Source organism: Spongiivirga sp. MCCC 1A20706 (assembly GCF_046524175.1).
Taxonomy (GTDB): domain Bacteria; phylum Bacteroidota; class Bacteroidia; order Flavobacteriales; family Flavobacteriaceae; genus Spongiivirga.
Window position 1 is genome coordinate 279,150 of the sequence record NZ_JBEFZF010000006.1, and the last position, 16,408, is coordinate 295,557.

Below are 16,408 nucleotides of genomic sequence, written 5' to 3' on the forward strand. Positions count from 1 at the left end.
TGATGAGGCAACCGATAGAATTTAAAACTTTGTAACAAAAAACTCTTTTCATCTTCTTATAGAAAGCTAACCTATTTTAATCATATGATTCTCACTCAAGAATACAAGGATAACTGGAGCCCATTTAGCAAAATTCTATTCCGATTTGTTTTTAGCTACGTCATATTATATATCCTATTGATGTTTGTAAGCAGCAGTTTAGAATCTGTTATTGTCTCAATTGGTAAACAAATTCTTGGCATAGGTCATGATTTTGTAGCGAATGGTCGTGGTAGTGGCGATACTACATTTGCTTATGTGACACTCTTCATTAATGCTATTGGTGCATTAACTATTGGTACACTTTGGTCTATTCTTGACAAAAAAAGGCCTTCATACAACAAGCTATTTTACTGGTTTTTAGTTATTGTAAGAATTTATCTTGTGCTATTTATGTTTTTCTATGGCTTTGTAAAAGTGTTTAAAGTTCAATTCCCAAGTCCTTCATTGATGCGATTACTGCAACCTTTGGGTGAATTCTCCCCCATGGGATTGGCTTGGACTTACATGGGTTACTCTAAAGGTTTTAACTTGTTTGCTGGCGGCATGGAAGTATTAGGCGGATTGCTTCTTATACCTCGACGTACACAAACTTTAGGTGCTTTTGTGGTAATGGGTGTAATGTTACAGGTCGCAATGATGAATTTTATGTTTGATATTCCAGTAAAGATTTTTTCCGTACATCTTATCCTATTTGCTGCAATCATTTTTATAACAGACATTAAACGTTTTGTCAGCGTTTTTATAACAAATAAAGCCACCCAACCATATAAATATTTTCACCCCATTGATGACAGATTATACCATAAAATTATTTTCTGGTTAAAAATCGGATTGGCCGTTTTGATTATGGGCGGCATAAGCTGGCAGATGCACACAACTGAAAAATCTAGAGGAGATAAAAGAGAAAAATCACCGCTATATGGAATTTGGGAAGCGCAAATATTTATAAAAAACAATGACACCATACCTCCCTTAATTACCGATGATAAGCGATGGCGATATTTAATTCTTGATTATAAAAATAGAGCATCTACAAAATCAATGAATGATCATATCAACAGTTATGATTTTGAAATCGATACCACTAAAAACAGAATAAATGTTGATGGTAACGAGGAAAATGGGCATTATTTTAATTACACGAGAAAAGGTAAAGATTACCTAATACTAAACGGTTGGTTTTACTACGACTCGTTGAAAATTCATCTCACAAGAAAAGATCACACCAAATTCGAGCTGATAAACAGAGGGTTTCATTGGATTAATGAGTATCCACGAAATCAGTAGATTCCGTATTAACTCAAATTATTTCCAGAATTACAAACCTCTACATTTGTAGAATTAAAATATTGTTCTATATTTGTAGAGATAATTCTAATATTGTAGAACATGCAGCTTTCAAAAACTGAAGAAGAATTGATGAATCATCTCTGGAAACAGGAAAAAGCATTTATGAAAAATTTGCTTGATGCCTATCCTGAGCCTAAGCCTGCTAATACCACTATTGCCACGTTATTAAAGAGAATGACTGATAAGGGTTTTGTTGGCTATACTGTTTTCGGAAAGTCAAGGCAGTATTATCCGTTGGTGAAAAAGAAAGATTATTTCTCCAAGCACCTTAACGGATTGATTAAAAACTTCTTCAACAACTCTACCACACAGTTTGCTTCCTTTTTTACTGAAGAGACCAATTTGAGCAAAGAACAGTTAGAAGAACTTCGTGAGTTAATTGATCATCAAATTCAAAAGAAATAGTTATGATGGTATATATCTTAAAATCTATTCTTTGTTTAGGCGTGCTTTGGATGGTATATTACTTTTGGTTATCAAAAGAACAACTATTTAAGTTTAACCGGTTTTATTTAATAGCAGCAGTCATCTTCGCATTAACCGCTCCGCTGATCACCTTTGAAACCATTACGTATATAGATCCTATTCCTGTTGTTGAAAGTGATTTTGCAATGTCAACCATTGTCACCGAGAGTAATGTTCCGCTTGTTATTGAAACAGAAAGAGCATTTAACTGGAGTCGCTTACTGCTTGCTGTTTATCTCATAATAGGGACGCTGTTAACTGTTCGTTTCACTATTGGTTTGGTTAAATTAGGGAAAAACATCAAAAATAATCCTAGCAAAAAATGGCATAATGCATCCCTTATTCTTTTATTCAAACCGTTGGTACCACATACCTTTTTCAATTACATTTTTATCAATAAAACTGAATACGAGCAAGATCAGATTGAAAAGGAACTTTTACTGCATGAATATGAACATGTAAAACAAAAACACTCTATTGACATCTTGTTTATTGAGTTAATACAGCTTGTATTTTGGTTTAACCCTTTTATCTATCTCATCAAAAAATCAATTAAACTCAACCATGAATTCCTTGCGGATCAAGCGGTTTTGAATACTAATATTTCGATTGATCGATACCAACTGCTACTACTCCAAATTGCTGGCTTATCAAGTCCACACTACTTAAGTAGTTCCATTAATTATTCCATCACCAAAAAACGATTAAAAATGATGTCTAAAACTAAAAACAATGCGAAACGCTGGGTATTCACATTCCTATTATTACCCTTGTTCACAGTGCTATTGTATTCTTTCAGCTCACATAAAGAGACTCTCGTAGAACGGCTACCCAAGTCAACGATGAATACTCTGGAACATAATAACATATATGCAAGAAGTATTACATTAGAAATATTGGATCACGGCCACTATGCAATAGACGGACTTAAAATTTCAAAAAATAATTTTGCTAATGCTCTTCAGAGTCTTCACACGGATCTTACCAAAGTAGAACGAAATAAATTAATTAACCTTCATATCAAGACTACTCATAAAATCCCATTTGATCAACTAAGGTCCATCCAAAATGTAATTGCTCAATATGGATACAATCGCATTGTAACTCCTTTTCAGGAAATCGTTCGTGCAAAAGGGAATGACCCTGTAAGATGGGATGCCTCAGAAATAAATACGCTAGAACCTGAACCTTTATATGCCCGAAGCATAGAATTAAAAATACTGAGCAAAGATGATATCGAAGTTGATGGCCAAAAAGTCTCAAAAAATAATTTACTAAAATCACTTCAACGACTCCACAGGGATCTTAGTAAAGTTCAACGAGATGAAGTGATTAATTTGCATATTAAAACGGATACCAAAATCGAATTTGATGAATTAAAATTCATTCAAAAAGTAATGGCACAATACGGGTATCATCGTATTGTAACACCTTTTCAAGAGATTGTTCGTGCAAAGGGTAATGAGCCTATGAGGTGGCCTTCCCAGGATGGATATGGTGTAAACAACTTTCACCATGAAAAAGATTTAGAGAGTATGAAGGCTATAGCCAAATGGATCCGAATCCGAATTAACGGAAAAAAGATCGTTATTAATGGCAAAGCAACAACGCTTGAAAAATTTGCTTCTTCCCTCGATAAACTTACTGCAAACTGGACGGCAGCTGAATTGAAAAATTTTAAACAAGATGTACAATTACGAAATGTTCCTGACGATTTTCTGGAAAAACTAAATATCGAATACAAAAAAACCAGATTATATAAAGCGAATCCTGTAAAACATGGTCTCATTCCCGATCCTCCCCCACCACCGTCTCAGGTCGGAGAAGTTATTGAGGTGCCAATGCCTTCTTCTGATAAAGAAGTTGTTTATGTGTATGAAGAATTAAAAGCAACTCCATCAGAAATTGAAGAATACAACCGTATTGTACAAAAACTAAATGCTGTCTCCGAAAACGAACGGATTATCAAAATGAAAGACTTTAAAAAGATTAAGGCAATTCATGATAAAATGAGTCATTCACAACGGGATGACGCGCCGCCGTTCCCCAGTATTCCACCTCCGCCACCAATGGACACTATTTTCACCTACAACCGGCTAGCATGGCGGATTCAAACTATTCCCAGAAACAGAAAGGCAAATATCATCTACTTAAAAAAATTGTATGGCGATATGAATGCTTCGCAGAAAAAAAAGGTAAAAAGTCCAAACTCAGTCTTGAAAAACATAAAAGATATTGAGGTGATTGAAGTTGTTGAGGAACCGGAAGAAATTAGAGAAACTCCACCACCGCCACCACCGAAAAGCCCTTTAGATCATATTGTTGATATGGCAAAAAAGGGGGCTACATTCTATGTTGAGGGAAAGAGAGTTTCTTCTGATGAAGCCATTAAGTACGCAAAGGAGCATAAGCACCTTCAGCTTAAAACTAAAGAAATAAACTCACAAAGACCCTCTGTATATATTTCGAAATCTCAAAAGAAAAAAAAGGTTATTGAGATTTTGGAAGACTCTGACAACAGAGGGCCTTCAAATGGAAAAGTAGAAATAATTGAAGTGCCAATACAACAAAATTTATCAAAGCCTACTGCAAAAAATAAGGTAAACCACATCAAAGTAATGAATCGGCACAACGCTACATTTTACTTTAATGAAGACGAAATCACTTACAAAGAGGCACTAAAGCGCGTACGTCAAAATCCATATTGGGATGTTAGTTCAACGATCGAACCCCCAGTTGTTAAGATTAAATCATTAATTGGAAAAAAGGGTAAAAATATTTATTCTCCCAAAGTAGGAATTAAAGGAACCTCATCAAATGGCAAAAAGAAAGCAAGGTCCCATGTTGGTACATTAACTCAAGACTCAAAAAAAGTAGAAACTTACTTTAAAAACGCAACGTTTAAAATTGAGACGGAGCCGGGTAAATTTATTACCAAAACCTTTTATGAATTGACCCCTAAAGAAAAATCCCGACTCTTACTACCTCCGCCACCTCCCATAAAAAGAAAACCATCTAAAAAACAGCTGAATGATTGGAGTTCTGACACAAAATATGGCATTTGGATAGATGGAAAACCAACCTCAAATATTAAAATTGCAGACTTTGCAGGCGATTACTTTGTTCATTATCATGAAAGTAAGCTCATGAAAAATGCAAAGAATTATGGTAAACATTATTATCAGGTGAACCTATATTCTAAACAAAAATGGGAGCGTTATTTTAAAGATGGAAAGCCTAAAGCATTATCTTCATCAGCCGTGGTCATGATCACGTTAAATAATAAATTTTCGGTTGAAGGAACTTAACAAACTGAGATGAATTAAAACACAAAGGGTTGTTAAACCTTAATATTCCACGGTATTTACGTGTAACAAAATGTTCAAAATAGCGTTTCATAGGTATTACTCAATCAAAAACTACTCCCTATGAAACGTTTTTTCTGGATGTGCTCCGGTGCTGATCAAGATGTTTTAGAACAATGTTCTAAAGCTGAACAAATAAAACAAGCTGGTATTGGTGGCACTGTTTTCTTCACCGCAATCATGGCAACAATTGCCGCCAGCTATGCTTTATATACAGTTTTTGATAACATTTTTGCCGCAATTTTTTTCGGATTAGTTTGGGGGCTGCTCATATTTAATCTCGACCGATTTATAGTCTCCACTATCAAAAAAAGAGACAGTAAATGGTCTGAAATTTTCCAAGCAACACCAAGAATACTCCTCGCTATTATTATTGCTATTGTAATAGCGAAACCCTTAGAATTAAAAATATTTGAGAAGGAGATTGATCAAGTTCTATTAGAAGAAAAAAATCAACTCACCCTAGATAACAAGGCCCAAATTGCATTGCAATATAATCCTACAATTGATGCGTTAAATCAGGATATTGAAAAGCTTAAAAAAGAAGTAACAGATAAAGAAGCCGAAGTAAATGCCCTATATAACACATATATCACTGAAGCCGAAGGCACAGCAGGAACAATGAAACTAGGAAAAGGTCCTGTATATAAAGAGAAACGAGAAAAACACGATGCCGAACTTCAGGCATTACAAGAACTTCGAAATGCTAATAACCAAAAAATCGCGGCGAACGAAGCTAGCATAGCCGCTATAGGGGCAGAATATAATGACAAAATCAAAACTTCTCAGCCCATTATAGATGGATTTGACGGACTCATGGCAAGAATTAACGCCTTGGATAAACTTCCATGGTTACCTTCATTTTTTATTTTCCTGCTTTTTCTTGCTATTGAAACAGCTCCGATAATTGCAAAGTTATTAGCTCCAAAAGGGGAATACGATCTACGATTAGAGGATCATGAAAACTCAATTAAAACATGGGTAGCTCAAAAAATTGATCAGCGTGAGCAAATACTTAATACAGATACGGGGTTAAATAACAAGGTATACGAGGATATTGCTGAGGAAGATGAGCTGTACGACTACAAAAAAAAGAAAGCGCGCGAGTTAATGCAACTGCAGGCAGATGCCTTTTATGAGAATCAAAAGAAGATTCTTTGAGACTAACGGGGCATTAAAATGTTTGTTTTTCAAAGCACTTTTTCTTGCTTGTAGTTGTTAACCCTGCTACTTTAAATAATATATGGGTTCTCCAGAAATTTACAAGTAACTGATCAATTAGATTTTGGTGAGATGTTAAGAAGCTAAGTACTGCTAGCTGCTACACTTAACAGCGTCTTTAACTCAAGCTCTTTGACAAATAACAACAGTATCTTCCTTAATACGATTGCTTTTTACTGTGCGTTCAAAATCTACATGTCTTAATAGACCAAACCAAGTTTTACGATAGAAAATCCAACCAAAGGGCTCATTATTTCTATCAACAAAACTAATCTCTCCTTCGGGATGCCTATCGTTATAATCGTTTATAAAATAATAGAAAAGCTTTCCAAACTCCATAGACTCCGGGGCTTTCAATCTAAAGTTACTAAGTTCATTAGTACCTTTATCTTTACTAAATTGGAATGAGATGACCAATGGATTTCGAAGTTCAGCCTCCTTTGGGTCTTTTATATTTTGACCAACTGGGTAAAACCATTTTTTATATACAGCTACAGGAACCGCAATAGCATATTCATATAACTTCACAATAAAGTACGGAATGAGAAAAGCGATACCAGCTGACAAGAACATATACTTAAACTCGGGCTTATACAAATCGACCACCAACATAAATGCAATTAGGGCAATACATGTGATAACAACGGTATATAGTAGCTCTAACCAGAAATCAGTAATTTTTTCAGACAAATCCGGAAAAATTCTGCGCATTGCAAACACATGAAGAAAACCTAATAAGAACAGTATTATTTGAAACCCAATAAAACTATTTAGTGGAATATTATCTAAAACTTTCTTGTTACTTAGAAGTGCCACTGCAGCAAAAAGTACCGCAGTAACTAATAGGTATATGAAAAACTTTCCTTTGTTTTTCATAAACAACTTACGCAAACCACCAACAAGTCCCATAATCAACCCACTAAGAGCGAATACAATCACTCCTAGTTTTAGTGGTCCAGCCCCAATAAGAAAAAGTAAAGCTAGTTTCATATAGTTGTCGTTATTCCCATTACTGGTTGCTCTTCTTGACTTAAAGCAAAAGTATTTTTATTGTTAGCCGCAATAATCTCTATTTCAGTATCATATTCAATCGGTACGAAATAGTCGCAAAAGATACTAATAAATTTTCTTGCCACACCACCTTCAACGTACTTTGAAATGTCCTTATTGTTTATTGGGCCCACTATAATTTTTATATGTGGGTATGCTGTCTGAGTTGTTTCCAGAGCCAATACAAAATCGACTCCCAGCTGTTTGCCATCAGCCTCCGATTTTATGCTCTGCTCCGGATGTTTAAATGAACTTATCATTTGCACCTTGCAACCTAATGCATGTTGTAAGCATCGAGCTGTTAAACGGAGATTTCCAGCAATTTTATATGCTTGAGGAAGCAAACTAAGTAGTTTGATTGTGTATTTTTTGGGCAGTTTTCCTCCTATTTTCCAAAAATCGACCAAAAAATCATTTTTCAGATTACTAAACTGCTCGTTAAGCTCACGCTCATTTTGTTCAATTTTTAAGCGTTGCGTAAAAAATTCGTTTTCTAATGGTGCGAAAAAGCTTCGCGCTTCGCGTTCTTGTTTCTTTTGCTTTTGCCGTAATGCTTTATAACTAATGTTACTTTTAATACTTATTGGGTCATGAAATATACCCTCTGGTAAATTATCATAAAGTCCATTACGAGCAAGATCAAAATTGAGAACGCGTTGTGAATCTGTATTTTCAACAAGCTTAACGTTCATCACGTCGCGTCTATGTGATCGTGCAAAGGTGCTTTGATTTTTAATATTGAAGTTGGATAAATCCAGATCAGTATTCTCCATTAACTCTGCTAACAATACCTCGGCCTTCAAGTTGTTAAAAACAGCTTGAAGTGAATCGTACATTTTTTGCAGGTCTTTCTCCTTCATTAAATCATCTATTTAAGCGATTGTATCGCCTTTGCAATTCCTGGTTTCCTGCCTGCTGCTACAAACAGTTTTTGCCAGTGCTTACTTTTAAAATTACTTATTTGCACCCCATTTTTTCCGTCGCTACCTCTTTTTGCAGTCGAATGCACAAAACGATCATTTGACAGATAAATTCCAACATGAGTAATCGGTTCAAATTCTGACCCTTCTATATTAAAAAATAATAAATCGCCCATACGAATATGCTCTTGCCCAATAAATAAATCAGTATCAGGTGCGTGATATTGCTTACTTGCAGTACGTTCAATTAGCTTATTAAAAACGTCATGATATAGATACAATGTAAAGTATGAACAATCAATACCGCGTTTGTCCTCACCACCTAAGCGATAAGGAGCATCAATCCATCTATCTATAAAATTATATAGTGCAACGGGTTTTACGCGATTTGGCTCAACCCCTAAAGACTTAGCATACTTTTTTTGTATAGGCAAAATAGGAGCCTTCTTAATTTGCTTAACGGTATCTTGTTTTGGTTTTATCGGGATTTTAGAAATAACCTCTTCAGGCTCAGGAATAAAATTCCGATTTCCGCAGCTTATGCACAAACCCACCACTATTAAGAGCAGTATAAATCTATTGTTCATTTTCATAAAATTTGGAACTCAAATATAAAACTTCATTGTAAACCAAGTGTTAAGATAAGATATGTTGATGAAAAGCTTCGATAAAAGTACAGGTAATCATTCTATATGCAGTTTTTTGTGTAGATTGGTTAATAAATCTTATTAAATTGCGTTACATACAGTCTAACAGGACTTTTCTATATGGCTTCAAACTACTATCAAATTCCCCTAAAAGCTGGAAAAATCATACGAAACAAAGAGCTTGATAAAGTAAGCATCAAGCAATCGGTTGTTTCGTTTATTCATCTTATTACTACATCATATTTTGGAGAGTGTCATTTTGATGAATCATTTGGATGCTCAATATGGAACGTAGATTTTGACAACCTTACCAGTACTAATAAGTTGCGTAATATTATCGCTGACTCATTAGTGGAAAGTATATCCGGTAAGGAAACCCGATTAAATCGGGTAAAAGTCGATGTAAAAATTGAGCAAGAGGAGTTTAAAAATAGTAGTAATTTAAATAGAATAAGAAAACGCGTAGACATAAAGGTGAATGGTATGATTAGCCAAACAAGCGAGCCTTTTTCATGTCTTGAGCGTTTTTATATTGCACCATTATCTTTTTAATTGAATTATAGTCGATGAATACGGAGTCAAAACTTCAAATAAAGAATAGAATGATCAAAAAGGCAGCCTCATTATGGGGTGTAGCGCCTAATGAAATTGAGAGTTCTTTTGACCCGATCGTTTCCTTGCTCATAAGTGCATGTGCATCAGAAATTGAAAAACTCTCGGCCGAGTTTGAAAACTCTCAGTCACGTGTAACGGAACAGCTTATACAACTGATGACGCCAGAAATGGTGTATGGAGCAAAACCCGCACATGGTATTATTTATGTCGAACCTGTTGAGACGAAAACGACAATTACCCCAGAGCATTTACTTTTTTACAAAAAAAGAATAAAAACGGCCAATGCCGGACAAGATGTAAAGAACATCTATTTTTCTGCGCTACAGCCCAGTATGTTAGTCGATGCTAAAATAAAAGCAATAGTATGTAGAGATCAATTATTTGAATATGAGGGTAAGCGAAAAACAGTAAGCGACCTTAAAATGACCAGTGGGTTGGATTTACCGCCATCAACTTTATTTATTGGTATAAAATCAAGCAGTAAGAAAATCGACTTAACAGATGTCTCGCTTTATTTTGAGTTAATGGACATGAAGGGGAGAGAACTTTTTTATCACCATTTAAAAAATGCCGATTTCTTTTTTAATGGAAAACCAGTCACAACCAATCCAGGACTGCAACGCATTACTCGCCAAAATGAATTTACACTTCGATCGGTGGTTGCCGCAGGTCAAAATAAAAGCAGGTATCTAGAAGAGCAAATACGTTCATTTTACAATCCGAATTTTGTCACTATTACTTCTAATGTTACATTAAATAATGAGCCGGAAACACCAAAAGAGTTTGAAAAACTTATTGATTTAAAAGAGCACGAACAACTAGAGCAGCTTCATTGGATCAAAATTGTTTTCCCCCGTGTAATAGATGATACCATTTTGAAAGAAGTTTTTTGCTCAATGAATGCTGTGCCTGCGTTAAATAGACGTTGGCAAAGTATGACCTATCAGTTAAAAGACTACGTTAATATAATCCCTATTAACACTCAGGAGCTGTTTCTTGACATAAAAAACATCAGCAACACCAGCGGCAAGAACTATTCGCTAAAACAAAACGAACTATTTCAAGATGACCGTGGAACCTTCACCATAAGAAGAGATAATGTTGGTAAACTTGATTCTCGTAAAGCAAAAGAATATTTGTTGCATTTGCTTGATTTATTAAAGGATGAAAGCGCATCCTTCTCTGTTTTCAACAATGATTTTCTTCAAGCTACTATTAAAGAATTAAACCAAAATATTGCACTTCTTGAAACTAAAATAGCAGATATAGGCTACAGTAATTATGAAACAAGCTATATCTCGATTGTACCTCATAAAAAGAAAGATACGTTGTTAGTAGAGTATTGGGTAACAGACGGAGAAGAAGGCAACCAGATAAAACAAGGCAACGCTTTAAACGTTTATAAAGGCAGTGATCTTAAACAAAGGGGTAACATGTTTTTGACTGCCACCCTACAAGGTAAAAACAACCTTAATATGGATGAACGCCTGAATGCTTACCGCAGAGCGTTGTTATCAAGAAATAGAATCGTTACGAAAGAGGATATTAAAGCCTTATGCTATGAAATTTGTGCTACTCGTGTATCGGATATTGAGGTTAATAAAGGCTTCAAAACAGCAATTCATGAAGAAAAAGGACTGGTTCCAACGGTAAATATTGCGCTTACCCCAAATAACAAAGTACGAACCACTCAACCGGAGTGGGATGCTATGAAAAGTAATATTTTAACTATCTTAGAGCAACAGTCGTTAAATGTTTTCCCGTATACTATATCCATTGTAAGCGCATAATGAAGTTGAATTATTTATGATAATAAAATGAAGCAAACAAATTTTCATATTGATAGAAGTGTACTTCTTTTCTTTTTGGTGATGATTTTAATATCAGGATCTGTTTTTGGGTATCGTTTTTATAACTATACTCCATGTGGGGTTGTTGATTTTGAAGCTGTAGGAAATGAGTATCGGGTGGGAGAGATTATACGTTTTAAAGATAAAAGTACACAGGTTAGTAATCGTGAATGGAGCTTTGGTGATAATAGCGAAGTAGATAAAAGGGTGACCCCATTTCACACATTTAAAAAACCGGGTAAGTATCAAATTTCGCTAAAAATTAACAATCGCTGTATAAAAACAAAGACGATTGTAGTTAAAGAAAAGCTATTTATATTAGATTCAACGAAGCTTGCCAATTTTAACATTCCATCCTCTATCAGGGTAGGGAAACTTTTAAAAGTTGATGAGTTTACCAAAGATGCTACCTCATGGGAGTGGCGTTTTGGCGAAACGGCTGAAGTTAATTCTAAATTAAAAGAGCCTAATTATATTTACAATTCTCCCGGCCTTAAAACTGTAACCCTAATTGTAAACGGGGATCCTCGATATAGCACTTCAAAACGTATTAATGTATTACCTGAATTAGAACAGAATACGCAACCGAGAATTGTAGCTCCTAGACGAAGAACAGAAATTAATCTAATTCCCACGACCGATCCTGATCCTATTGTAGGAATTGATTTGCCGGAGGAGCCCCAAGAAGACACAGAATCAGATACACCTCCACCTTTTAGGGCTCCCGATATAGGAAATACTGCGCTAAGTACACTATTTCAAAGTATTGGAAAGAAAACCGGCTCTATAGCAGACCTAGATAATTATACTTGTGAAAACAGAAATATTCCGATTTCAGCAAGAGGCGACTCGTTTACTTTAAAAGAATGGTGTAAAGTGCTAGAAAAGCGCGGAAAAAAATGGAAAATTACCATCCAAAAAGTGAGTAGAGCCGAAAACAATTGTATTACTGGCATCACATTAACCTATAAAAGATTAAGTTTATTCTAACCGTTATGAATCCAGAAAAACAACCCCATTACCAGGTAAACTGGATTGATGGAATGAAAATAAACAAACAGCATTTTATTGAATCAGAAAATGCTGCTGTTCGCAATAGCCAGCTAGCAACTGCTGCCCACATAAATGCCTTTAACTACGGACTAATTCCATCTACAAGTGGTAATAACGCATTAGAATTGGACGTCAGCCTTGATGGCCAGAATACTGTAGTTGTACAACTAAAACATTGTAAAGCGATTACTAAAAATGGGTATAATATTAATATTACACCTGATATCACCGAAGCTTTGGTAAAGAGTGGAAACAGCATCGATACTTCGATGACAACAGAAAAAGGTGATGGTTCTTATTACGTAGTACTTAGTGTAAACCCATTTGAGCGCATTCCACTAGGCGATGCCAAACCAGACGAAGAACCAGTTCGTCATCCTTTCGTAGTTCCTAATTATCAATTGCACATTGTTGATGAAGCTGATGCGAATGAAGATGAATTTGGATCATACCATATTTCTATAGGAAAAATTGATGTAGTCGATGGTAAAGCCGCTGTGAACGAGGAGTATATTCCACCCTGTACTTGTATTGACAGCCATGAAGACCTTAAGTATATTTATGCTGAGATTCATACTTTCTTTAATGTTTTGGAGAATTACAATATGAATATTATTCAAAAAATATATCAAAAGAAGCAAACCAACGATATGGCACGAATGGTCATGACCATTTCACAGGCGGTTGTGCAATATTTTGGATCAATGCTACCAGAATACAGGCTAACTGCTAATGGCCAATCTCCTGTTTATTTAATTAGCAAGATTATGTCATTGTCGCGTGTAATTAAAAACAACATTGATGTCTATGCAGGTACTGGAAAAGAAGAATTACTAAATTATTTATCCGATTGGTGTGATCTTAATCAAGGGGCCTTTGAAAAGGTTTTGACAGAAATGATTGAGCTTAACTACCAACATAACGACATTAATAAATCACTTCTTTATGTTTCTAATTTTACCAAACTAATGGCGTCTCTTTTCAAAAAGTTGAACGAATTAGAATATATTGGTAAAAAGTCAGATTCGAATATCTTTGTAAAAGAAGAAGTAATTGCAAAACCTGAAGTTAAAAAGCGTCGTAGCTTTTTACTAGATTAATCGTTGTTAGCTTATGAAACCCCAAAACGCAAAGGAAAGGCGAAGTAGTATTTGGAAATTTATCTTATTATTTGTTGTAACTGTCTTACTTATAGTCACAGCTATTTTCTTCGATTTTAACCAAATACCCTTACATGAAAATAAGGTTTGGAGAGAACGGTCTGAAAAAATAGAGAAAGACATCGCATTTCAAGAGCAGTTTTTTAAAGGGATGAAAGACATTAAGGCCCATGTTGACAGCTTAGATGTTAAAGGTCAAAATTTGCAGCATATTAATGTAATGCTATCTCGAAAATTGGTTGATCTTCAAAATTCGATTCCTAAAGAAGACCAAACTTTCCGCTATGATATGTACAAGCAAATTATTAGCTCTTATGTAGAAATCCAAGCGTTAAAAGGCGAACTAAAAAAATTAGAAAATTCGGCACAATTGCTTAAAGACTATGAGACTCAAAACCGTCGCCTTCAAGATAAGCTAAATGAAACTCAACGCTATCTTGACGCATGTAACAATAATAGACGATAATAGCTGTTATAAACAGCCTTTTTAAGCACTTTTTATTATCAGTTCATTTTCAAAAAGTTAAGTAGTACAGCAGACAAATAAATTGTTTTTGCCCACCTGAAAACCAGCATATTAAAAATAATATCACTATCTTCGACGTATATTTTTCCTACCAACAAGCCAAATGTTTTGTAATTTTAAAATAACACAACAGAAAAAGGCATTTTACACAACAAAGTAACTTATTGTATGAGCGTAAACCCCTTACGGCGTATGCTAATGCTGCTCTTTATGTTATGTCTTAGTGCATCTTATGCGCAGACATATACTATTGGTGCATCGATTAATGGAGGTATTACCGATGAAGGTTTCGGTGGTATGGTAACTTTAGATTATAAAATTGGCTGGTTTGATTTCGCTCAAGTTGGTATACAAAGTTATCAAGCAAAAAAAATGGCTTCAACAGGTGATGAAATCGACGTTGATTTTACTGCGGCCAACCTTGGTTATTTTGTAGATCTTATAGGAAACAATAATCGAAAACTAGCCATTTACCTTGGTGCTGGTTTGGTAGCTGGATCAGAGCGTTTAAACAAAGGTGACGAACTTTTACCAAGCGGTGCTTTTTTGAAAGAAGCGAAACGTTTTATATATGGAGGTTTTGTTGGTGCAGATTTAGATGTGTTTATAATACCGACAGTAACACTCAATTTTAAAGCTTATCAATATTATCACGTAAACAGTGAATTGGGGAATTTTAACCCATATGCCGGAGCAGGAATTAAACTCATTTTATTATAGGAAGAGAATTACACTGAATGAAAACCCTCTTACAAAACAAACTAGTCCGCTTTGTCTTTTTGTTATTGGCTATTGCCTGTACAAAGGAGGTGACTGATGATCTACTGATCACCTTTAAGGTCTCTGCACCTACAGAGACACTCAATTGTTTTGTAAACATCGCTCGGCCATTCGAGGTCACCATTCGAGGTATTAATGCAAACACCGCAGGTAGCTACCAGTTTAAATATGCCGTTGATGGCGGTGGCGGATACATCAGCTATCGAGGAGCTATTGTAGAACAAGATAACCTTGTCATGCTTTCAGGAGCTACTAACGAACTACAATTCGTCGGCACTGAAGTAGGGAATGCCTCCTTGATCATCACCGTGGTTAATGGTAGTGGAGAAGAAAAAGCGTTTTCTTTAAAATGTAATGTACAAGAAACTGCCTTTGTATTTGATGTGATCCCTTCTGCAGGTTCGCTATCACCAGATTCCATGATCGATCTGAACATGGCTATTAATGAGATTAATCCGTCTACATATCAAACAAAGTATGAAGTACTCCCTGCCGATGAAGGTACCGTAGCTGGATCTGGTAGTGTGATTGTTAATGGAACTGAATTAGCCAACAACACATTCACTGATACTCAAAGCGGACAGTTCACATGGAAATTCATGGCTGATCAGCTGGGGCCTGTTAAACTAAAGTTCACCACTGAAAATGGATTCGGTGTGGTCGCTGAAAAAGAAATTACACTACAGGTCTCTGAAACACCAGAATATACCTTTACTGCTCAAGCTGCTGCTGACACTCAAGCTAATATCGATACCGCACTCGGTATTGACTTTAATTTAGTTGAAACCTCAGGCACCGCTGCCTATACCATGAGCTTTACCAATACCAGAACAGGTAGTTTAATAATTAATGGTACTAGCTATACCGCTGGAGATAACATCACCATTACACCAGGAGAATTTAGCGGAACCTATACCGGTACTGATGTAGGAGATCACACCTTAACCTTTACTGTTCAAAACTCATTTGATCCGCCTTTAGAAAGAACTGCTACTGTTACCTTCTCCTATATTGATCCTAATAGTAACAAACCTATTATTACCTTAGGAGGTGATGGAGAACAAGTACAACTATGTCAAGACACTCCTTTTGTAGAAACCGTATCAGCAGTCGATGCACAAGGCAATGATATTCCTGTTAGTGAAATAATGATCACCGGTAGTGTCGATCAAACCACACCGGGTAGTTATGTCCTTACATACAATGTATCTGATACTAATGGCAACCAAGCGGATGAAGTAAACCGTACTGTTACGGTTAATGCATTACCCACAGCAGTCATCGGTGCCAGTGTCAATAGCGGACAAGCGCCTTTAGAAGTCACTTTTAATGCTGATGGGTCTACTGCAGCTGCGCCGGCCACC

The 16,408-nt window shown here is 35.7% G+C and carries 14 protein-coding genes; 11 read left to right on the forward strand and 3 right to left on the reverse strand.

Going from position 1 to position 16,408, the window contains the following annotated elements:
- Positions 1 to 84 precede the first annotated feature (84 nt).
- The 4 genes from ABN763_RS15565 to ABN763_RS15580 all read left to right on the forward strand — a co-directional run bounded on the left by ABN763_RS15565 (position 85) and on the right by ABN763_RS15580 (position 6,383).
- Positions 85 to 1,329 (forward strand): DoxX family protein, encoded by a 1,245-nt coding sequence (locus ABN763_RS15565; RefSeq protein ID WP_410486419.1) that lies wholly within the window; start codon positions 85 to 87, stop codon positions 1,327 to 1,329.
- 102 nt (positions 1,330 to 1,431) lie between these two features.
- Positions 1,432 to 1,797 carry a BlaI/MecI/CopY family transcriptional regulator gene (locus tag ABN763_RS15570; protein WP_410486420.1) on the forward strand — a complete coding sequence of 122 codons (366 nt, stop codon included), beginning with the start codon at positions 1,432 to 1,434 and terminating at the stop codon, positions 1,795 to 1,797.
- Between the two features lie 2 nt (positions 1,798 to 1,799).
- Entirely contained in the window at positions 1,800 to 5,165 is a 3,366-nt protein-coding gene (locus tag ABN763_RS15575) for a M56 family metallopeptidase (RefSeq protein WP_410486421.1), read from the forward strand.
- Between the two features lie 120 nt (positions 5,166 to 5,285).
- On the forward strand, positions 5,286 to 6,383 hold the full coding sequence (locus ABN763_RS15580) for a DUF4407 domain-containing protein (protein WP_410486422.1): 1,098 nt from the start codon (positions 5,286 to 5,288) through the stop codon (positions 6,381 to 6,383).
- A gap of 183 nt (positions 6,384 to 6,566) precedes the next feature.
- Here ABN763_RS15580 and ABN763_RS15585 read toward each other — a convergent pair whose 3' ends face one another.
- Genes ABN763_RS15585 through ABN763_RS15595 form a run of 3 tightly spaced genes read right to left on the reverse strand, consistent with a single transcriptional unit; the run spans position 6,567 to position 9,000 of the window.
- Positions 6,567 to 7,433 carry a TssN family type VI secretion system protein gene (locus ABN763_RS15585; protein WP_410486423.1) on the reverse strand — a complete coding sequence of 289 codons (867 nt, stop codon included), beginning with the start codon at positions 7,431 to 7,433 and terminating at the stop codon, positions 6,567 to 6,569.
- Entirely contained in the window at positions 7,430 to 8,353 is a 924-nt protein-coding gene (locus ABN763_RS15590; protein WP_410486424.1) for a hypothetical protein, read from the reverse strand. The genes ABN763_RS15585 and ABN763_RS15590 overlap by 4 nt, the downstream gene beginning before the upstream one ends.
- 8 nt (positions 8,354 to 8,361) lie before the next feature.
- Entirely contained in the window at positions 8,362 to 9,000 is a 639-nt protein-coding gene (locus ABN763_RS15595) for a C40 family peptidase (RefSeq protein ID WP_410486425.1), read from the reverse strand.
- A gap of 180 nt (positions 9,001 to 9,180) precedes the next feature.
- On the opposite strand from ABN763_RS15595, the gene ABN763_RS15600 reads away from it, so the two are divergent.
- The 7 genes from ABN763_RS15600 to ABN763_RS15630 all read left to right on the forward strand — a co-directional run.
- On the forward strand, positions 9,181 to 9,612 hold the full coding sequence (locus ABN763_RS15600) for a GPW/gp25 family protein (protein ID WP_410486426.1): 432 nt from the start codon (positions 9,181 to 9,183) through the stop codon (positions 9,610 to 9,612).
- Positions 9,613 to 9,626: 14 nt separating this feature from the next.
- A complete protein-coding gene (locus ABN763_RS15605) occupies positions 9,627 to 11,465 on the forward strand; it encodes a type VI secretion system baseplate subunit TssF (RefSeq protein ID WP_410486427.1) in 1,839 nt (612 codons plus the stop codon).
- Positions 11,466 to 11,492: 27 nt separating this feature from the next.
- The gene (locus ABN763_RS15610; RefSeq protein ID WP_410486428.1) at positions 11,493 to 12,515 is read left to right on the forward strand and encodes a PKD domain-containing protein; all 1,023 of its coding nucleotides are present in this window, start codon (positions 11,493 to 11,495) and stop codon (positions 12,513 to 12,515) included.
- A gap of 5 nt (positions 12,516 to 12,520) precedes the next feature.
- On the forward strand, positions 12,521 to 13,678 hold the full coding sequence (locus tag ABN763_RS15615; protein ID WP_410486429.1) for a hypothetical protein: 1,158 nt from the start codon (positions 12,521 to 12,523) through the stop codon (positions 13,676 to 13,678).
- A gap of 13 nt (positions 13,679 to 13,691) precedes the next feature.
- Positions 13,692 to 14,204 carry a type VI secretion system TssO gene (gene tssO / locus ABN763_RS15620; protein WP_410486430.1) on the forward strand — a complete coding sequence of 171 codons (513 nt, stop codon included), beginning with the start codon at positions 13,692 to 13,694 and terminating at the stop codon, positions 14,202 to 14,204.
- A gap of 228 nt (positions 14,205 to 14,432) precedes the next feature.
- Positions 14,433 to 14,984, forward strand: coding sequence for a conjugal transfer protein TraO (locus ABN763_RS15625; RefSeq protein ID WP_410486431.1), 552 nt, complete (start codon positions 14,433 to 14,435; stop codon positions 14,982 to 14,984).
- 17 nt (positions 14,985 to 15,001) lie between these two features.
- A partial coding sequence (locus tag ABN763_RS15630; protein WP_410486432.1) for an immunoglobulin-like domain-containing protein occupies positions 15,002 to 16,408 on the forward strand: 1,407 nt, incomplete at its 3' end.